At 60.5% G+C, this 17666-nt stretch carries 18 protein-coding genes; 14 read left to right on the top strand and 4 right to left on the bottom strand.

Features of this window, described 5'->3' with window-relative positions; all coding sequences use genetic code 11:
* The first annotated feature begins 35 nt into the window (after window positions 1-35).
* The 13 genes from QTA58_RS22575 to QTA58_RS22515 all read left to right on the top strand — a co-directional run bounded on the left by QTA58_RS22575 (window position 36) and on the right by QTA58_RS22515 (window position 12679).
* On the top strand, window positions 36-2117 hold the full coding sequence (locus tag QTA58_RS22575; protein ID WP_289670927.1) for a phage tail tape-measure protein: 2082 nt from the start codon (window positions 36-38) through the stop codon (window positions 2115-2117).
* Window positions 2110-2763, top strand: a complete 654-nt coding sequence (locus QTA58_RS22570) for a hypothetical protein (RefSeq protein WP_289670926.1) — start codon at window positions 2110-2112, stop codon at window positions 2761-2763. Before QTA58_RS22575 ends, QTA58_RS22570 begins: the two co-directional genes overlap by 8 nt.
* A complete protein-coding gene (locus tag QTA58_RS22565; RefSeq protein ID WP_289670925.1) occupies window positions 2760-3350 on the top strand; it encodes a DUF2163 domain-containing protein in 591 nt (196 codons plus the stop codon). The genes QTA58_RS22570 and QTA58_RS22565 overlap by 4 nt, the downstream gene beginning before the upstream one ends.
* 4 nt (window positions 3351-3354) lie before the next feature.
* Window positions 3355-3768, top strand: coding sequence for an NlpC/P60 family protein (locus QTA58_RS22560; RefSeq protein WP_289670924.1), 414 nt, complete (start codon window positions 3355-3357; stop codon window positions 3766-3768).
* A 5-nt stretch (window positions 3769-3773) separates the two neighbouring features.
* The gene (locus QTA58_RS22555) at window positions 3774-6461 is read left to right on the top strand and encodes a phage tail protein (RefSeq protein WP_289670923.1); all 2688 of its coding nucleotides are present in this window, start codon (window positions 3774-3776) and stop codon (window positions 6459-6461) included.
* Window positions 6458-7975 (top strand): hypothetical protein, encoded by a 1518-nt coding sequence (locus QTA58_RS22550; RefSeq protein ID WP_289670922.1) that lies wholly within the window; start codon window positions 6458-6460, stop codon window positions 7973-7975. Before QTA58_RS22555 ends, QTA58_RS22550 begins: the two co-directional genes overlap by 4 nt.
* A gap of 8 nt (window positions 7976-7983) precedes the next feature.
* On the top strand, window positions 7984-8247 hold the full coding sequence (locus tag QTA58_RS22545; protein WP_289670921.1) for a hypothetical protein: 264 nt from the start codon (window positions 7984-7986) through the stop codon (window positions 8245-8247).
* Window positions 8231-9298, top strand: coding sequence for a pyocin knob domain-containing protein (locus QTA58_RS22540; RefSeq protein ID WP_289670920.1), 1068 nt, complete (start codon window positions 8231-8233; stop codon window positions 9296-9298). Before QTA58_RS22545 ends, QTA58_RS22540 begins: the two co-directional genes overlap by 17 nt.
* The gene (locus QTA58_RS22535) at window positions 9298-9648 is read left to right on the top strand and encodes a hypothetical protein (RefSeq protein WP_289670919.1); all 351 of its coding nucleotides are present in this window, start codon (window positions 9298-9300) and stop codon (window positions 9646-9648) included. The genes QTA58_RS22540 and QTA58_RS22535 overlap by 1 nt, the downstream gene beginning before the upstream one ends.
* Window positions 9635-10033: a DUF4376 domain-containing protein gene (locus tag QTA58_RS22530; RefSeq protein WP_289670918.1), complete on the top strand. Its 399-nt coding sequence runs from the start codon at window positions 9635-9637 to the stop codon at window positions 10031-10033. The genes QTA58_RS22535 and QTA58_RS22530 overlap by 14 nt, the downstream gene beginning before the upstream one ends.
* 754 nt (window positions 10034-10787) lie before the next feature.
* Entirely contained in the window at window positions 10788-11585 is a 798-nt protein-coding gene (locus QTA58_RS22525) for a hypothetical protein (protein ID WP_289670917.1), read from the top strand.
* 1 nt (window position 11586) lies between these two features.
* Window positions 11587-11838: a hypothetical protein gene (locus QTA58_RS22520; RefSeq protein WP_289670916.1), complete on the top strand. Its 252-nt coding sequence runs from the start codon at window positions 11587-11589 to the stop codon at window positions 11836-11838.
* A gap of 142 nt (window positions 11839-11980) precedes the next feature.
* Window positions 11981-12679 (top strand): hypothetical protein, encoded by a 699-nt coding sequence (locus tag QTA58_RS22515; RefSeq protein ID WP_289670915.1) that lies wholly within the window; start codon window positions 11981-11983, stop codon window positions 12677-12679.
* A gap of 113 nt (window positions 12680-12792) precedes the next feature.
* Here the strand turns inward: QTA58_RS22515 and QTA58_RS22510 are convergent, their stop codons facing one another.
* Both QTA58_RS22510 and QTA58_RS22505 read right to left on the bottom strand, forming a co-directional pair.
* A complete protein-coding gene (locus QTA58_RS22510; protein WP_234811282.1) occupies window positions 12793-13479 on the bottom strand; it encodes a Crp/Fnr family transcriptional regulator in 687 nt (228 codons plus the stop codon).
* A 119-nt stretch (window positions 13480-13598) separates the two neighbouring features.
* Window positions 13599-13769, bottom strand: a complete 171-nt coding sequence (locus QTA58_RS22505) for a hypothetical protein (RefSeq protein WP_289670914.1) — start codon at window positions 13767-13769, stop codon at window positions 13599-13601.
* 1473 nt (window positions 13770-15242) lie between these two features.
* Here QTA58_RS22505 and QTA58_RS22500 point away from each other — a divergent pair.
* Window positions 15243-15854: a hypothetical protein gene (locus QTA58_RS22500; RefSeq protein ID WP_289670913.1), complete on the top strand. Its 612-nt coding sequence runs from the start codon at window positions 15243-15245 to the stop codon at window positions 15852-15854.
* A 241-nt stretch (window positions 15855-16095) separates the two neighbouring features.
* Here QTA58_RS22500 and QTA58_RS22495 read toward each other — a convergent pair whose 3' ends face one another.
* Window positions 16096-16938 (bottom strand): SDR family NAD(P)-dependent oxidoreductase, encoded by an 843-nt coding sequence (locus QTA58_RS22495; protein WP_289670912.1) that lies wholly within the window; start codon window positions 16936-16938, stop codon window positions 16096-16098.
* Window positions 16939-17125: 187 nt separating this feature from the next.
* Complete coding sequence (locus QTA58_RS22490; protein ID WP_289670911.1) at window positions 17126-17656, bottom strand: dihydrofolate reductase family protein; 531 nt, start codon at window positions 17654-17656, stop codon at window positions 17126-17128.
* Between the last annotated feature and the right edge of the window lie 10 nt (window positions 17657-17666).

The raw sequence follows: 17666 nt of genomic DNA, 5'->3' as shown, positions 1-17666 counted from the left end.
CGACGATAGCGCTCGTTTCCTGAAAAGGACAACCTATGGCAGACGTGGCCCAGCTTGGCATTCAAGTGCACACTGACGGCGCAGATCGCGCAACAGGAGAGCTGAACAGGCTCTCTGGAGCAGCGGCAAGGGCGGAAGCGTCGACCGAAGGATTAGCTGCCGCCAACCGCGGCGCGACTGGGGCTGCTTCTATTGCTGCTCAAGCCTATGCTCGCGAAGGGGCCGCCGCTCAGTCAGCATCCCGCCAGATCGAAATGATGAACCGCGCTGCGAACAGCAATATTGCTGGCCATCGCGGTAACATCGTCAACCTCGCTGCACAGGTTCAGGACTCGATTATCAGCGCGCAGGCAGGTATGGCCGCCCTCACAATCGGTTTCCAGCAGGGTACGCAGGCTGCAATGGTCCTGGCCTCCATGGACAAACCGATCCAGGGGCTCGCGCAGGCGTTTGCGATGGTCCTATCTCCGGTTTCCCTCGTCACGATCGCGGTGATCACGCTAGGTGCAGCCCTGATCCAAATGGTCAATTGGGGCAAGCTCGCAGGATCGACGCTCAGGGCGTTGGCCGAAATCCTCGACGACATCGCGCCGTATGCGGTCGCCGCCGCCGCCGCGGTCGCCTTGCTCTATTCGCCGGCGATTATCTCGGGCGTCGTGTCCCTCATCGCGTGGCTCGGAAGGCTGGTCGCACAGCTTGGCGCGGTAGCGGTCGCATTCGCTTTGGCAAATCCCGCTGTGGCTTTCATCGCCGGCCTCACAGCCGCTGTCGCCGCTGCAGTGATATTCCGCGACGACTTGGCAAGCATCTTCGGCCGCGACGTCGTTGCGGATGCCAAGCGAGGAGCAAACCTCATCATCGGGTCGTTCGTGGCTGCCTACGAGGACATCAAGTTCGTCTGGAACAACTTTGGAAACATCATCGGCAAAGCCATTGAAGGCGCAGTGAATGCAGTCATCCGAGGCGTAAACCAGATGATCCAGCAGGCCGCCGCCGGTGTCGATGAACTCATCGGGATAATGAACAAAATCCCTGGAGTTTCGATCACGCCCATCGGGGATATCGGTGACACGATTAAGCCCTGGGATGGCGGCTTCGGTGATCTGGGGGGAGCGATCGACGCCCGCAACAAGGCTGTCCAAGACGCCCTGAACCGCGATTACATCGGTGAGCTTGGCGAAGGCATCAGTCGGGGCGCTTCTGCGGCATCAGAGAAGTTGAAGGAACTCGCCAAGTGGATCGAGACGGTTGACGAGAAGGGCAAAAAGAAGCGCGGCAAGACAGAGGCCGAGCGCTACGACGACATCGTCGATGGAGCGAACCGTCGCATCGCATCCCTTCAGGCCGAGCGTGACGCCCTTGGCCTGACTGAGCAGGCCGCGCTTAAGCTTCGGTACGAGACCGACCTTCTCAACCAGGCACAGCAGCGCGGCATTACGCTCAGCGCCGGCCAGCGGGCCGAATTGTCTGGTCTTGCCGAGCGCATGGCCTCTCTCGAGGTCGGCACGAAAGCTATCAAAGAGCAGATGGAGTTCGCAAAGGACACCACGCGGGGGTTCATCGACGATTTCCGTTCCGAGCTTGAGAACGGCGAAAGCGTCTGGAAGTCGTTCGGGAACGCGGCGCTCGGAGTGCTTGACCGGATCACGGACAAGCTGCTGAACGACGTTCTCGACGCCGTGTTCAAGGTGAGCAACGCCAGCAGCGGTGGAGGTGGGTTCCTGGGCAACCTCTTCGGCTCGCTTTTCGGGGGTGGCACCAGCGCCTTTCCTTCTCGTCCTGGCGTAGGGCTTTACGCCGCCGGCACGCCGGCCGCGCGTCCGGGCCTTGCGTGGGTGGGGGAGAAGGGTCCGGAACTCGTCCGCTTCAAGGGCGGCGAGGAGGTGATCCCGAACCATCGCATCTTCCCGGCCGCAAACCAGAATGCCTCCGCCACCAACGGCTCGCAAATGAGCTCTCAGCCACGGGAGATCGTCCTTCGCGTGATCGGGGAAGAAGGTCCGATGTTCCGGCCCACGATCCGTTCGGAAAGTCAGGACGTGGCGGTCACGGTCGTGCAGGAGAGCAACAAGGCAAGGGAGAACCTCTACCAGAACGGTGAGGCACAGCATGGCTGACCCGATCCTGCTGCCCGCCATTGGCTGGGTCGAGTGCAGTTTCGACCCGGTCCAGCCCCGCGATACCAACCAGATGGAGGGAAGGCGCACAGAGGCGCAGACCTTCGGCACGCCCTATTGGGTGGCCCGCTATGTTGCGAAGCCTCTTCTGCGCCCCGAGTATGGCGTGATGGACGCTTTCATGATGCAGGCGGGCGACGATGGCGAGACATTCCTTGCCTATGACGCCTTCCGTCCACGGCCGGTCGCCCATGACAACGGTCAACCTCTCTCCGGGACGCGAGCCCAAGGGGGAGCGTTCAACGGGCAGGCGGTCCTTCAGTCGATCACGAACAGCCGCACGATTGTCGTCTCGGGCCTGCCGGCTGCGTTCAAGCTTTCGCCCGGCGACTATGTCGAAATCCGCAAGAGCGCCTTGGTGCGGTCCCTTCACCGGATCATGACGGCCGCGACGGCGAATGCGTCCGGTGTGGTGACGCTCTCGATCAAGTATGGGCTCGACACCGGTGTTTTCAGCACGGCGAATACGGTGCACTTCGAAAAGCCCTCCTGCACTATGCAGATCGACCGGGGCAGCTATGATGGGACGAAGTCATGGGCGAGCCGGTCACCGTCGTTCACTGCGACTGAGGTGTTCTTCTCATGAGCGTGCTTGATCCTGATGTAGAGGCACTTGTCAATGCTGGCCGGCTGCGGCGCCTCGACCTCATCCGCTTCGATCTTCCCGGCAAGACCGTCGGCTATCACCGCGGCGGCCGGCCTTACACGTACAATGGTCTGACCTACCTGCCGAACCGCTTCCTGCAGATGGGCAGCATGTCGAGCGCGGTTGGTGTGGCGGTCAGCACCCGGACGATTGTCTTCTCGAATATCCCGGTCGCCAGTCCCGATGACGCAGTCGCCCAGATCGAGAGCTACAATTACCAGAATGCGCCCGTGATCATCGCCCACTTGGCCGGTGACCCGGACACGGATCAGGTGGTCGGTGTCCTTGCCTCTTCCATCTATGAGATCGACCAGGTGCGGTTCAACGAAGGTGCTGTTTCCGGGTCCGAGCGTTCCCTGACGCTGTCGATCGACCTTCAGCCGCCGGGACGCTCCGCGCGCGGCTCGACGGGCGTCAAGCGCTCAATCGCAGAGCAGCAGTTCGACAACCTCGCGACCGACACCGGTCTCGAATACGTCGCCACCAACGCCACCATTCCCGAAGAATGGGGACAGGTCAGCCGGTAAAGCCATGAACAGATTTCGTACTGTCGAAGCTACGCTAAACGCGGAGCTTGCGAAGCCGTATGCCTATGGCACTCCCGAAAAGTCCGACTGCTTCATGATGGGCTGTGCTCTGGTCGACGCACTCGAAGGAACGCAGATCGCCGGGAAGTATGCCGGAGCGTACAAGACCCTTGCCGGTGCGCAGCGTGCCTTGCGCAAACGCGGCTTCAGGAGCCTCATCGACTTCTGGACCGCTGAACTTGGCCGGCCATCCGTGAGCGCGGCTGGAGCCCGCTTCGGCGATCTCGTCATCCTTCGTCTGGCGGATGGCGCCGAACACGTCGGCGTCTGCCTCGCGACGCGCTTTGTGACGAAGACGGAGAAGGGCAGGGAAGATCACGGCCTCTCCGACGTCGTCGCAGCCTTTCACCTCGGATAACCTGAATGGCTATTTTCACTGCGATCGGCACGGCGATTGCCGGTGCGCTGTTTGCTGGGTCGGCTCTTGCCGCATCGGTCATCGGCGGCGCGCTCGCGTTCGGGGCGCAGCTTGGTATCAGCTATCTCAAGCGGCCGAAGAAGCGGAAATACAGCGCCGTGCAGGGCGAAACCCAATATGGGGGTGACGTCCCGGTCGGCACGCTCTTCGGGATCGGCAAGGCGAAAGGGCAGCGGCAGTTCTATGCGAAATGGGGCAAGGGAAACCGATATAATGCCGAGGTCTTTATACTGGCGAACGGCTGGTGCGACGGGCTTGAGCCTTACGTCTATTTCTTCGGTGAAAAGCACGATCTGATCTCCAAGGCGGTGATCGGCAATGAGGCTGCTCGATATTGGGTGACTGGCTTTGAGAACGGCTCCGATACGCTTTTGGAGCTCCGGTTCTATGACGGTCGTCCTGGTCAGGGCGTGGATGAGAAGCTGGTTGCCGATACCGCTGGCCTGGGCCAGACGTGGAAGTCCACGAGCGTCAATGCCGGGCTTTGCTACGTCATCGTCGAGCGAAAGTATGACGCCGACTATTTTTCGAAGGGTAAGCCGGATATCGAGTTCGTGCTTCGCGGCTTGCGCGAATATGATCCTCGCAAGGATTCGACCGTGGCCGGCGGCTCCGGTCCGCAGCGCGTCAACGATCCTTCGACCTGGGTCCACACACAGAACCCGGCTGTTCACCGGCTGAATTACCAGATCGGCCTCCGGGCGATGGTCTCGGGCCGCACGCTGATCGGCGAAGGAAAGAGCCTCGGTCAGCTCGATCTCGGCACGTATTTCGTCGCCATGAACGTCTGCGACACGCTCCGGACGGATGGCAAGAAGACCTATCAGTGTTCGCTCTGGGCGACCGGCGAAGACGATCACACCGAAATCCTGAAAGAGTTCGACGACGCAATGGCCGGCTATGGCCTGAACCGTCGAGGCCTTTCGGGTGTCATCCCGGGCGCGCCGCAAATCCCCGTGCTGGAAATCACGGCAGACGATATCCCGATCGATCGCGCCAAGGAGATTCAGTACCGCAAGTCGGCCTTTGAGCGGTTCAACCACCTTTCCGGCCAGTTCCTGTCCATCGAGGCATTGTGGAGCCCGGAAAGTCTGAAGCCGGTCTATGTGAATGCGGACGTTGCGGCCGATGGCCGCAATCGTCAGGCGCCCAACGACTTTCTGCAGGTCACAGACCCCGACATAGCGCAGTACCTGCTCAACATCCGGTATCGCCAGAACCGGAAAGGCGGGACGGTAACGCTGCCCGTCAGCCGTCGGGTCGGCCTGAAGGTGCAGGAGGGCGAATGGGTCGTCTGGCGCGGTCGGGAGTGGATGATCTCTGAATGGGTGTTGGACGAGCAGTTCCGTATCACCCTGAAGCTGACGGAAACCGGCGCCGACATTTACGATGACGAGGATATCGAGCCCGGCCCGGTAATCATCCCGCCGACGCCGCCGATCAATCCGTCTCTGCTTTCGACCGTTCAAAACTTCAACGTCGAGGCTGGACTGATCACTGGCGCCGCCGGCTACCAAGTTCCTGTGCTGGAATTCACGTGGACGCCGCCTGACGATCCCACGATAACGGCCGTTCGCTTCTTCTATCAGATCGAGGGCACGACAGAGCTTTTTGAGGACCAGTCCGCTGACCCGGAGAGCGGTCGTCATGTCACCACGAAGAATGTCGTTTCCGGCAAGGTCTATGTGGCGCGCGCTACGATTACCACCGTGCCCGATCGCCTAAAGACCTATACGCCTTGGGTATCGACCGACGATCCGACAGGGAATTTTACGTCACCTTACAATGGCGTGATCGGCTTCGAAACGCTCGGCGACGACCTCAAGGACTATCAGGATTGGCTCGGCGCCGGCCGGCGAGAAGTCCTCGATCGCCTTGAGGAGATCGCTCTCCTCGTCGCCGACCAGGATCTGGGAAATTCGTGGGAGCGCAAGCAGATCCGCGAGGCTCTGACGGCGACACGGGATAACATCACCGCCGAATACATGCGGCAGGTGGATGTGCTTGTATCCGCCGACCTGGCGCTCTCGACCCGCATCGAGACGCTGAACACGTCCTTCGGAAGCTACCAAGCGACGGTCACCAGCCAGTTGGCGGCGCTCTCCAGCGCAGATGCGGCTTTGGCACTTTCCGTCGACCAGTTAGAGGCGCAGGTCTTTGATCCGTCGACCGGTCTACCGTCCGTCGCGAATGCCGTTTCTGCACTGCAGGCGGAGGTCAGCACGATCGACGGCGAAGTCTCGGCCGTGGCGAGCGCGCTCACGTCGATCTCGGCCGCCTCGACCAGCGGTGACGTGAACACCGCGAACTTCCGCATGCAGGCCATGTCGGGACCAAGTGGCTACTCGCGCATCGGGGCGGAGGCTCGCCAGGGCGGAACGGGTAGCTGGCGGTCGGCCGCCTGGTATCTCGACGTTCCGAACAATGCGGCGCTGCCGACGCGGTTCGTCGTCGAAGCCGGCCAGTTCATCGTCGTGGCCGGCGGCAATCTCAACAATCCCTTCGTGGTCGACGGCACTGCCGTCAGGATGAACGTGGCGAACATCGGCACGGTCACCGCAGGCATTCTTCAGAGCGCGAACGGGAAGATGGTCATCAACCTGAACGCTGGAACGATCCGGATAAGCTCATGACCGAACTTCATATGGGCAACGACTATGAAGGCGTGCAGTCGATCAAGATCACAAAGGGCACGATCGACCCGACCAATACTCCCGACAGTCAGGTGTCTGCCTTCTACTACAACTCGAAGTGGGCGAAGGACATCAAGGTTGACTCGATCAAGAACTTCACGATCCAGGCGACTTCCATCTACACGCCATCCGGCGCTGGTCCGAACACCTATACCAGCGCCTATTACGATCAGTTCAACCAGACGCTTTGGTTCGTCAGGAACACCTTCTTCCCGACGCTGCCTTACGTGCTGCCCGTCTTCGACGTAAAGATCAGGCGGAAAGCGGACAACAAGTTCGTCGAGCTGAACCGCAGCCGAACGCAGGGCCAGCCGGACAATTTCGGCCGTGAGCCCGGCTATTACGAGACGATCGATCGCGGTGCGCACGTCTGGTTTCAGGACATGCCGTCTGTCGGTGGCGCTCCTGGCGGGCCGCTCGACCAGTATTTCGGGCGGCCTGGAAACGGGCTTTATCTCCCGCAGGTGACTGCTGGTTTGGCAGCGGCAGATTACGACAAGGTTGTGGTGCTCTGGCGCTTTCCTGGTGATGAGGAGGATATTCTCGACGGTGAGGAACGGGCGCCCGTAGTCGGGCAGCTGACGTTCGACATCTCGAACACTGCCTGCCGCGTTGCAAAGCCCGGCTATGATGTTCGATTTGCAACGCCAACGCAGCTTGCGTTCGACACCTCGTCCCGCCCGGCCTCGGTCATCGCGGGCGACGACATTGCCCTTCCGCTTGGCCAGACGGTCTACGAGCTTGGTTTTCCGGTCAACATCAACACGGTCTGCGATCTCTTCCTGTACGAACAGGAGATCGTCTTCCCGATGAGCCAGTACGGCTCGTCTTTGGTTGTGGAATACTGGTTTTCCGGAACTAAGCTGTACGTCAACAATCTGGTGAAGGCGTGCCGCATGCGGTTTATCGTCATCGCTTTCGATGACGTGCCGCCGTCCTCAGGCACGAATGACGTGCTCCGACATTTCAATGACGGCACTCAGGATGTCGTGCAGTTCCTGCGGCCCGGTTCTGGCAATCCGCCAAGGTTCTCCGACATCTTCCTGGATAGTCGGTGGCCCTGCCTGCAGGTGCTGGCGCAGGGCTATCAGTCCATCGCCTCACAGCCGAACCGGGTTCCGCCCGGTGACGTGAACCCGGGCCAATCGTTCACCGTCCCGTTCAACAGCGCCGGGCTGTTCCCAATCGTCAAGTACATGACGGTCCACCAGCACCCGACGCTTGGCAAATGCTGCCGTCCGCCCCAGACGCGGATCACCGAAAACTACAACAACTCGACCCGGTACCATCAAGGCAACTCGACCTTCTGCGTGCTTTCGGGGAACGCCGCTACCTTCTGGACCTTCAAGGGTAACCCCTCCTTCGAGCGATGGACGTCGGAATGGGAATTCGACTACCCCCCGGATCCGATCATCGGCATTCGCTACTACATCCTTGGCATCCCCACACCATGAGCACTCCCATGAAGATCAATCCCGAGATCGCATATAGCGAGCTAGCTGCGCAGCATGAGTTCCTGAAGGGGCGGATCCTTGTCCTGGCCCAGTCCGTCGCCGACCGAGCCAGCGAGCGCGATCAGCTGCAGGCGGAACTCACCGCGATGCAAACCGCACGAGACGCGCTCGCGGCGGAACTCGATGCCGTGAAAAAGGAGCGCGACGACCTGCTTGAGGATCGTCGCGTCACTGCCGAACTGCAGGAGGAAGCCAATGGCGCTGCTGAGTGATTACACGGCTGGCACAGTCACCGTCTCAGCCGGCGGCACTGCGGTGACCGGCTCCGGCACGGCCTGGCTGACGGCTGGTTTCCGCGAAGGCGACGAGTTCTTCGCGCCCGGCTGGCATGGCATCGTCCAGAGCGTCAATTCGAACACATCTTTGACGCTCTATCCCATCGGCATTCGTGGTGCCGCACTCTCCGGAGCGGCCTACCGTCTGCGCTTCCAGGGCGACAATTCGCGGGTTACGGCGCAGGCGCGGCAGTTGATCGAGCTGCTTGGCGGAACGGGGAATTTCGAGGCGTTCGCCGGTCTCGTCCTCGCGGCAAACAAGCTTCCGTATGGCACTGGCGCCGGGACGATGGCGCTGACGGATTTCACGCCGTTCGCGCGAACCATCCTCGACGATGCGGACGGCCCGACCATCTACCAGACGCTCGGCACGATACCCGATGGGCAACTGCCAGCGCGGTTGCGGGCAATCGCCATGACTGCCGCAGATTTCGACGCGATCACAGAGGACGGATGGTATCGAGGCGGCGGCGCGGTACCCGGCAACCCGGCTGGCCAATACGGGATGCTCAATCACATCCAGTATGATGCGAACAATGCTACGCAGGAGTTTTATCCCGGCTCTGCGCCTCGACGCTATGTCAGGCGGAAGGTCTCCGGAGCGTGGCAGGCGTGGGATGTCACCAGCGATCGCCTGCTTGGTTCCACCTCTCAGTCCGGTGGAGTGCCGACGGGCGCGATCATCGAGCGGGGCAGCACTGCCAGCGGCGAATATATGCGGCTCGCCGATGGAACCCAGATAGCGGAGGCTACCGCTCTTCTGAACCTTGGGGCGGGAGCTACTGCTGATGTCACCTATCCGGTGTCGTTTGCAACATCGAGGCCTTGGGGCGGTATTTCGGCCACGTTCGCGGGAACTGCAAACCTGCAGGATGTCTACAAGTGTTCTATCGGGGCAACCGGCACGGCATGGCGAATTCGCAATAACGGCACGGCGTTCAGTGCGGAAACCTCTGTCCGCCTTGTGGTAACCGGAAGGTGGTATTAATGCGCATTTCCTTCTTTCCCCAGCGTCGCGACGACACGCTAGCCGTGATCAAGGCCGGCGACACCTTCACTATCAACGGCGAAGGCTTCGACTTCGGCGGCCTTCTCGACGGAGCGACGATACCGGCCGGCGAAGTGCCGTGCGAGTGGATCATCGGCCCGGTCGAGCGAATCGGCGGCGAGCTGCGGCTGACACTGATCCTCCCGCATGGTGCCAACCCGTCGGCGGCTGTCGCCTTCCCCCTCCCGCTGATCAACCCGCCTGACGGGGCGCTGGCGATCCCGTTTGATCCACCGCCGGCACACATGCCCGAACCCGAAGAAGAGGAGCCTGCCGATGTGGACGGTTGACGCCGCCAAGATGATCACGGCCGAGCAGAAGGCCGACGCCGCACGGCAGACGCTTTGCGATGCTATTAACGCCGAGCGCACCCGCCGTATCGTCGCCGGGAGGGTCATCGACGGTATTCGCGTCACCGGCCGGGATGAGGATGCCCGCAACCTAACCAATCTGGCGCTTGCGGCGCAGCTCCGGCTTGCGGCGCAGGACACCGAAACCCTCACGACCTTCCGGGACGGCGACAATGTCGACCATGAGCTGACGCCGCCTCAGATCATGTCGCTCTGGCAGCAATCCTCCGAATACGTCTCGGCGCTCTATGCGGCGAGCTGGGCGCTCAAGGCGCTCGATCCCATACCGGCGGATTTCGCCGACAATAGTTATTGGCCGGAATAACAAGAGGCCGGCGTCTGACGGTGAATGGGAGCACCGGCCTCCGGCTGCGGCTGGGCTGGGGTGGGTGCTCATGCTCCGCAGCATATTCTAACATCCATACGGCCGCGCTGTTCCCAGGTGTTTGCATCAGAACAAGAGGCCGGCGCGTGACAGGGTAACGCAACCGACCTCCGGCCGCAGCCCTGCGGGGGCAGGAGTCCCGCTGCAGCGCATCCTAACAGTTCGGTGAACACGCCGTTCCAATGAGTGAGGCCATCGAAGTCACATAACGACGAGAGGCCGGCGCAAATGGGCAAAGCAACCGGCCTCCGGCCACGACGCGGAGGTGTTGGAACTCACGAGTCGCAGCATCTTTTAACTGATTACCGGGCAGCCGCGTTCCACAAGCGAGGTCCGGCACAGAATTGGGGGTAAAGTGCCGGACCTCTGTCCGCAGGTGGTGGGGTAACCAGATGGAACTGCGGTGCTGGAAGTGTGCCACTGGTTTGAGGTCACTCAAGTTCCGTTACCTGCCATAGCTAATGCTTCGTAAACATCCACAGTTCTGTACCGAAGTGAGACAAAAGAGGCCGGCGCATTAAGGAAGGCAGATGCGCCGGACCTCACCGCGCGCGCCGGTGAAGAAGCTATTGCGCCGCGGCGCAAATAAACGCGGCGAAGAAATCCAAGGTTCCACTTCATCAACATCGGAAAATACTTACGGCACGACGCATCAATGCGGCGGCGCCTTCCCGTGCCCAAAGGAGGGCTCTTCATGGATAAATATTACGTCTACCGCCCCATGCTCGATCTCATCGGCTTCACCGAGGGCACGGACAAAGGGAACGCCTATAACGAGACGCTGGCGTATGGAGCCTATACCGGCGGCGACGTGAACCTCGTCTCGATGACGCTCGCCGAGCTCGACGCGCTGCAGACAAGGATGCTGAAGCATCCGAAGAACGCGCTGAACTCTTCGGCTTGTGGTCGGTACCAGATAGTCCGCACGACGGCGCGCAACATCCGGAAGGATCTGCCATCGCGCTACCCAGCAACCCGCAAGTTCGACAAGGACTGCCAGGACGAGATGGCCTGCTACCTGCTCGGGCAGCGGGGGATCGATAAGTATCTCGCCGGCCGGCTAAGCGAGGACACGCTGATCGACAATCTCGCCAAGGAATGGGCGAGCCTGCCGACGACCGCGGGGAAGGGGCATTACGGCGGCCAGCATGCCGCGGTGACGACGCTCAAGGTTCGCTCTGCCCTGGCTGAGGTGAAGCGTCGCCATGCGGAGGGGCAGCCGGTCGAAAAGGTCGAGGTACCGGTACCGGTGGAGAAGCCTATCGTTCCGGAGAAGGTGGAAAAGGAAGTCCGGCAGAAGACGAATTGGCTCTCCGGTATCTTCGGTGGCGGGTTCTTCGGTGGCGGCTTTGCCGCATGGTTCGCCGGGATCGACAAGGACGTTCTGATCCTCATCCTGATCGTTGCGGCGATTGTTATCGCGGGCGTCCTCTTCGCCGGGGAATGGATCGTGCGCCGCGTGAAGTCGATCCGCCGGGAAATCGAGGCCTGAGATGTTTGGCCTATTGGATTATCTCAAGCTCGGGGCAGGGGCTATCGTCGGCGCCGCCCTGATGGCAACGCCCGCCTATCTTTACGGCAAGAGCGCCGAGCGCCAAGCCGCGAAGATCGAGGAAGCAAAGAACGCCCTCGATCGCATCCAAACCCTGGAGAAGAACAATGCGAACTTCCGTGCTCTATCGGATCGCGACCGTTGCCTTGTGTTCATGCGTGATAGTGGCTTGCCAGAGCAAGAGTGCGACTGATGGCTCCGGTTATCAGTTCGTGCGATTCTCTGATCCGGCTACCGCCCGAGCGGCTTCGCAGGATGCGACGGCAGGCCCGGCGATCTCGTCCAACAATGATCAGTGCCGGCGCGATTCCGGCTGCCGCAAGTGAGACCCGCTGATGCGCTTGTCCCTCGATCTGTCCCTCACGAGCATTCTCAACCTGAACAAGGGCGGCGGGGCACCCTACGATCCGATTGCCGCGCTTGGAGCCAATCTCCTGTGCTGGTGGGATGCGGATCATGCGGATCTGATCACACGGGCTGGTGGTTTCGTCTCCTCGTGGGCCGACCGGGTCACTGGCTTTGCATTGACCGCGGCCGGAGCGATGCAGCCGCAGTATCTGCCTACCGCCTTCAACGGGCGTCCGTCCGTCGTCTTCGATGGTGTGGATGATGTCTTGACCGGATCAGGCTTGCCGCCCGGCGTTCCGAGCGGTTCGAACCCTGTCCGCATGTTCGCGCTCATCGATCAACAGGCCCTTGCGACAGACACGACGCAGAACCCGCGCCTTGCATTCGCCTATGGTGGCAATGTCGCGAATAGCCGCCGATTGCAGCGTCTTGCCAATACCGGCGTAAACCGGGGCGAGGCATCGCAGGGGAATGGAACGTCAGGAGTGTCGGCCCTTAACCGGGATGTCGATCTCACAGGCCGCCACGTCATGCAGGCGATTATTGCGGCCGATAGCGTCAGCGTTATCGTCGACAATGCGCCTGTCGTCACGACCGCTGTGGTACCGGCGACAAACACGGACCGGACCCGTATCGGCGGCTCGACCGCTAGCCCCACCAGATGTTCCCGATGCAGTGGATGGTGACATCGGGCGCGAAGATCCGGGTGTTCGGATCCTTCCAGATCCTCAAGCACGACTTCGTTCTCGCGGATATGAAAAAAGTATCTCGCCATCGGGCGAAAAAACCTCTGATGAGTTTAGCATCCGGTGAGCGGGACCACATTGGAAGGGCGGCCCTTGCGGACTTCGCCAAGCAGCCTTCTGTACTCGTCTTCCGGTTTTCCATAGGCGTCGCGCGCGAACTCTTCGAGAGCTGCCCTGTTCCTGATCGTTATGTGACCACGTTCGGAATAGATGAAGCGGTTGCCCTCAAGCACATGAAGCGATGTCGTCACGGTTGGCCGCCGAACCGCAAGCAAGAGGGCGATATATTCGTGCGTGAGGTTCAATTCATCTCCGTCGATCCTGTCGTGGCACATCAACAACCAGCGAGCCAGCCGTTCATCCGCGCTGTGGGTCGCGTTGGACAGGGCAGTGAAGGTCGCCTGAATTGCCAGGGCCTGAGTGTAGCGGGAGAGGATCTTGGTAAACCTGGGGCTCTCATCCATCGCTACACAAAAGGCGGCAATCGGAATTCGACGGCCGGCACCTGCCACTTGCATGACGATTTCATGCGGACTGACGTTCGAGCCGACGGCGGCCTGGACGGGAGAAAAGCCGTCTCGACCAAACAGACCGGCTTCCACCTTGTTGCCCTCGGGGGAGACCGCCACGACCGAACCGATCCCTGAATCGGGAAAATAGACATGCTCGATGGCGCCGCCTGCCGGTGCGATCAGGAAGTCCTTTGGCAGGTCGATCGGCTTCAGTTGAAGACTGAACATGCCGAGTTCTTCCGGCGGAAGCAGGCGAAGAAGGTAGTTTTGAACGGAAAGCGAATGGTCCTGGAACATCGCGCTCCTCCCCAGCATTGCAGGCGGGAGCACGTAGTAACCCTCAGCCGTCAGCGCCTACGAATTCGGTTGCCGACGATGTCCACAATCATCTCAGCTACAATCTCCCGGGCTGCTCGAACGGCTTCGGCCTGCGCTTGATCGATGGTGGCGAATTCTGCTCCTTCAGGATCTTGCTCAACGAAGCCGTCTTTGCGAACATGAAAATAGTACTTGGGCATACCTTCTCCATCAAAGTTCCGGATACGAACTTCGAACCTCTTCCTCTGTTCCTGGCGGATTTCAAGACGTTATTGTCATCGGCTCACCTGACGAGGCGCACCGATCGCACGGTGGCGGGAGCCGCGACCCGGACGTCTGGATGAGTGAAGAATGAGATCTGCTTGTGGAGGGGCGGTGATTAGCTTCTTGCTCTCCATTCAGCGAGTAGAAGAAATAGACCGACGGCAAGTAGAAGTCCGACGCCTGACGCCATCACATATGGTGTTATAGTGGTCTGCTCTCCCAGGCATGGGGTTACAGTGGATGCCTGAACTTCCATTTCCTTACCTCCCATTTTCGTCGAAATTTAGGGGAGGAAGTTCCAGCGGCAATCCATCGTCGACATCAAAAGCGGCCGGGACCTCCACACGTGCCCCGACCGCTCAGAGCGCCGACGCCTGCGCCGCCGGTGCCAAGCGAACAGAAGCCTTGTCGATGCGCGATTTCAATCCCCCAAAATCGGGGGGAGCTTGATGCGGTGAGGTGCCGCGAGAGCTGCGGGAGTGGAGGGCGTCTGTCCTGGGTAGAAGCAATGCCCTCGCGGCTCACATCGAACTGTGGGCAATTCTGATCGTTCCCGTCGCTTGATGACGCGCAGCCGTTTTTTTCCAGTGGCCGACGTTTGAAGACCCTCGGCACTAGTGCGGGGTGCTACTGCGCGGTGCAACCCGCCTGATTTCGGCTACGTAATACGGCCCGATGTTCGGCAAGAGTAAGAGTTCGACATCGCTCAGACGCGTTAAAGTGGAAAGCCGCTCGAAACCCGACCGCTCAAGAATAGAGATTAGCCGCTCCGGCAGATCGCTGTTGTCTATGTAGTCATCAAAGTTGGTGAACCGATAGTTCCTACGCATGTACCCCCTCCAACATGATCGGTTCATAGTATTACAGGTGAATCGGACGCACATCACCTATTCAGGGGATGCGGTCTCCACGGTTCGCCTTCAGTTTGCGAGCCGTTCCGATTGCGTTCCCCTACCGATGCAATTTCTCGCATACCTAAATTCACAGTTAGCTTACCTTCTTCCCGTCTACGCGCGTCACAGAGCGGAAGACGCCACGGACATCTGGCGGAAAGTCAGGGTCTGCATTCCAGTCCGCATCCGTGGAGCAGCGGGGGCACGGCATGCCGGGTGACCCACATAAACATGCGCTCGGTCCGCTCCACGGCTTGTTCGGGTGAGCCTCGCACACCCAGCCAGTATCTTTGCAGCCCATGCAGTGCGGCATCGCCGTGCCTCCGAAAATCATCGTAACACAACAGACGAGGTCGCCAATGCGTTTCCTCCACACTCAGCCGTTCGCGGTGCTGTGCATCGCGGGCTTCGTGCTGATCACTATCGCGTCGTGGTTCTGGTGATCCGCGGGGCTCTTCTTCTTCTCTCACATACGCATACGAAAGGGCATGGGGACTGATGGCAGGGAACGATGACATGGCAAACGGAAACGACCACCGCGTTTATACAGATGCCGTCACGGCGCAGCTCGGGGAGCGGGTCACCAACCTTGGGCGCCGGCAGACCGATATGGAATCGGAGATGCGGGCCGGTTTCAAGGCGATGGAGGCCGCGGTCACGTCGCTGGCGAACGAGACGAGGGCGTCGATCGCTGCCTTGTCCACAAACCTTGCGGAACGGAACAAGCCACAATGGCAGGCCCTGGGCGTGGCCCTGACCTTTGCCGCCATGCTCGGCGGCCTTGCATATCTGCCGATCCGGGAAGCGACCAGCGACCTGAAGGCGAGCGTTTCCGCGTTGGGGAGCAGGGTGGTCACCCGAGACGAAATGGAATGGCGCACCGCGCGGGCGGCAGAGGATCGGGCGAGAACCGACGCCGGCGTGAAAGAACTTCGTGATGCCCAGGTGCCGCGGGACGAGCTCGACCGGGTGTTCATGAGCTATGACCAGCGGTTCACCGACCAGCAGCGGCAGCTCGACGACGTGAAGCAGGCCCAAGGCAACGTCTACGGCGCGAGGGACATCCTGCTTGATCTGAGGGAGCGGATTGACCGTATTGAGCGCCAGCGGCTTTCAGGGGGCACCTAGACGATTTCTCTCATCGGCACGCAAGTGCCCTCTGTCCTTCCTGAGATGGAGGATTTTTGCTTACAGGAATCGACACGTTGGCGGCAACTTTGCGCCAAAAGCGGACAAACAAAGAGCGTCGCTCCATGCCGCGGCAGGAGAAATTGACGTGCAAGATCGCCTCGGCAGAGCGCCAAGGTTTTCCACGAACTGTTTGAAAGATCAGCCGATTACCCGGATCGTTGAAAAGACTGACAGGAATTCAGCTTTTCACAAAGTCCGCCCCGCTGAGGGGAACAGGTCTGTAGCCGTCAACGTCGGCAATGTCATACTCCCGACCCAGCTCTGCCGCGACCAGGACACGCCCGGATTTCGACATCAGCGCAGGGTCCCGCCAAAGTCCGGCGATGACATGGCCGATGAACCTCGGGGACTCGGAGTTGGACAAGTCGAAAAATTCGGCGTTCTGCATGATGGCTTCGGTGCGTACCAGCCCGGGATAGAGTGCGACGGCGGCGACTTTATGTGGACGCAGTTCATGTGCGAAGTCCGCGGCCATCTTGTCGGCGGCGGCTTTGGCCATGCCGTAGATCGCGTTGCCGTCGTAGAATTGAGCTGCCCAGAATGAAATATTGACGATCAGACCGCGCTGCGTCGAGATCATCATCGGCGCCACTGCACGCGACATCATGAAAGCCGCCCTCAGCGCGGTGCCGATCATTGCGTCCCACCGCCAGACAGGCTGCTCCCAGAAAGGGCGCGGCCACGTAAAATCGCCATCCTCGACCATGTTTTCATAGCCGGGCCATGCATTGTTCACCAGAATGTCCAGCCTGTTGGCGGCCCTGATCTCTTCGGCCACGCGCTCGGTTTCGGCGTCATTGCTGTGGTCGCAATGATGAACGACCAGTCGTCCGGGTAAAGCCACAGCCTCAAGCGCAAGCCCCTCCAGCGATCCCGCGCGTTTACCGCCCAGGATTGCTTCCGCCTCGGAACGGGTCCTGCCGGTAACGTGGACCGTGGCTCCCTCGGCGAGCAGCGACAGCGCGATCCCGCGGCCGACACCACGGCTTGCGCCCGTAATCAACGCGACGACATCTTTCATACTGGCTAGCCTCCCATACGATGGCTGTTGCAGGCAGGGGACATCGGAATTTTGCTGCAGGCAGAAAACGGATGCTTGCCGCATGAAATCCTAAGGAGCAGTCAAATACAACTTCGCTTAGTCTGCGCGATTAGGTCCGACTGCCGTCATGGCACAAATGCGCCAGAAGGCGACAGAGGTCCTTGGACTAGGAGGAAAGCCGGTAATGCAGCCGGACGCATCCCTTGTCGAGCGTCTTGGCACTGACCAAATCCGGGCTCGACCTGAAGCCGGTCGACGGGAAAAGAGGGCGACCACCGCCAAGCAGCTCGGGGATGATGTAGATCTCGATTTCATCAAGCGCGCCGCGTTCCATGAACGCCATCTGCAGCATCCCTCCGCCCAGCATCCAGACATCACCATCATCGAGTCCTCGAAGCTCGGCGATGAGGTCATCCACATTGTCTCTGGTCTCAAGTGCGCCTTTGGGATTTTCGATGGGTCGGGATGTGACGACGATTACCCGTTGCTCGCCATAGGCCCAAGGTGCAGGATCTTTCGCGATGAAGTCGTAGGTGCCGCGGCCCATGACGATCGTGCGAATGCCCTTCACGAAGATGCGGTAATCGTGCTCACCCAGATCCATTCCGTCGTACTTAAACAGCCAGTCCAGCTTGTCGCTCTCATCTGCAATGAAGCCATCCAGACTAGCCGCTATGTAGCCAACGATCTTTGCCATCGACGTCTCC

The sequence above is a fragment of the Neorhizobium sp. CSC1952 genome (assembly GCF_030378245.1).
Classification (GTDB): Bacteria; Pseudomonadota; Alphaproteobacteria; order Rhizobiales; family Rhizobiaceae; genus Neorhizobium; species Neorhizobium oryzae_A.
Note: the sequence above shows the minus strand (reverse complement) of the source record. Positions and strands in the feature narration are given on the sequence as shown.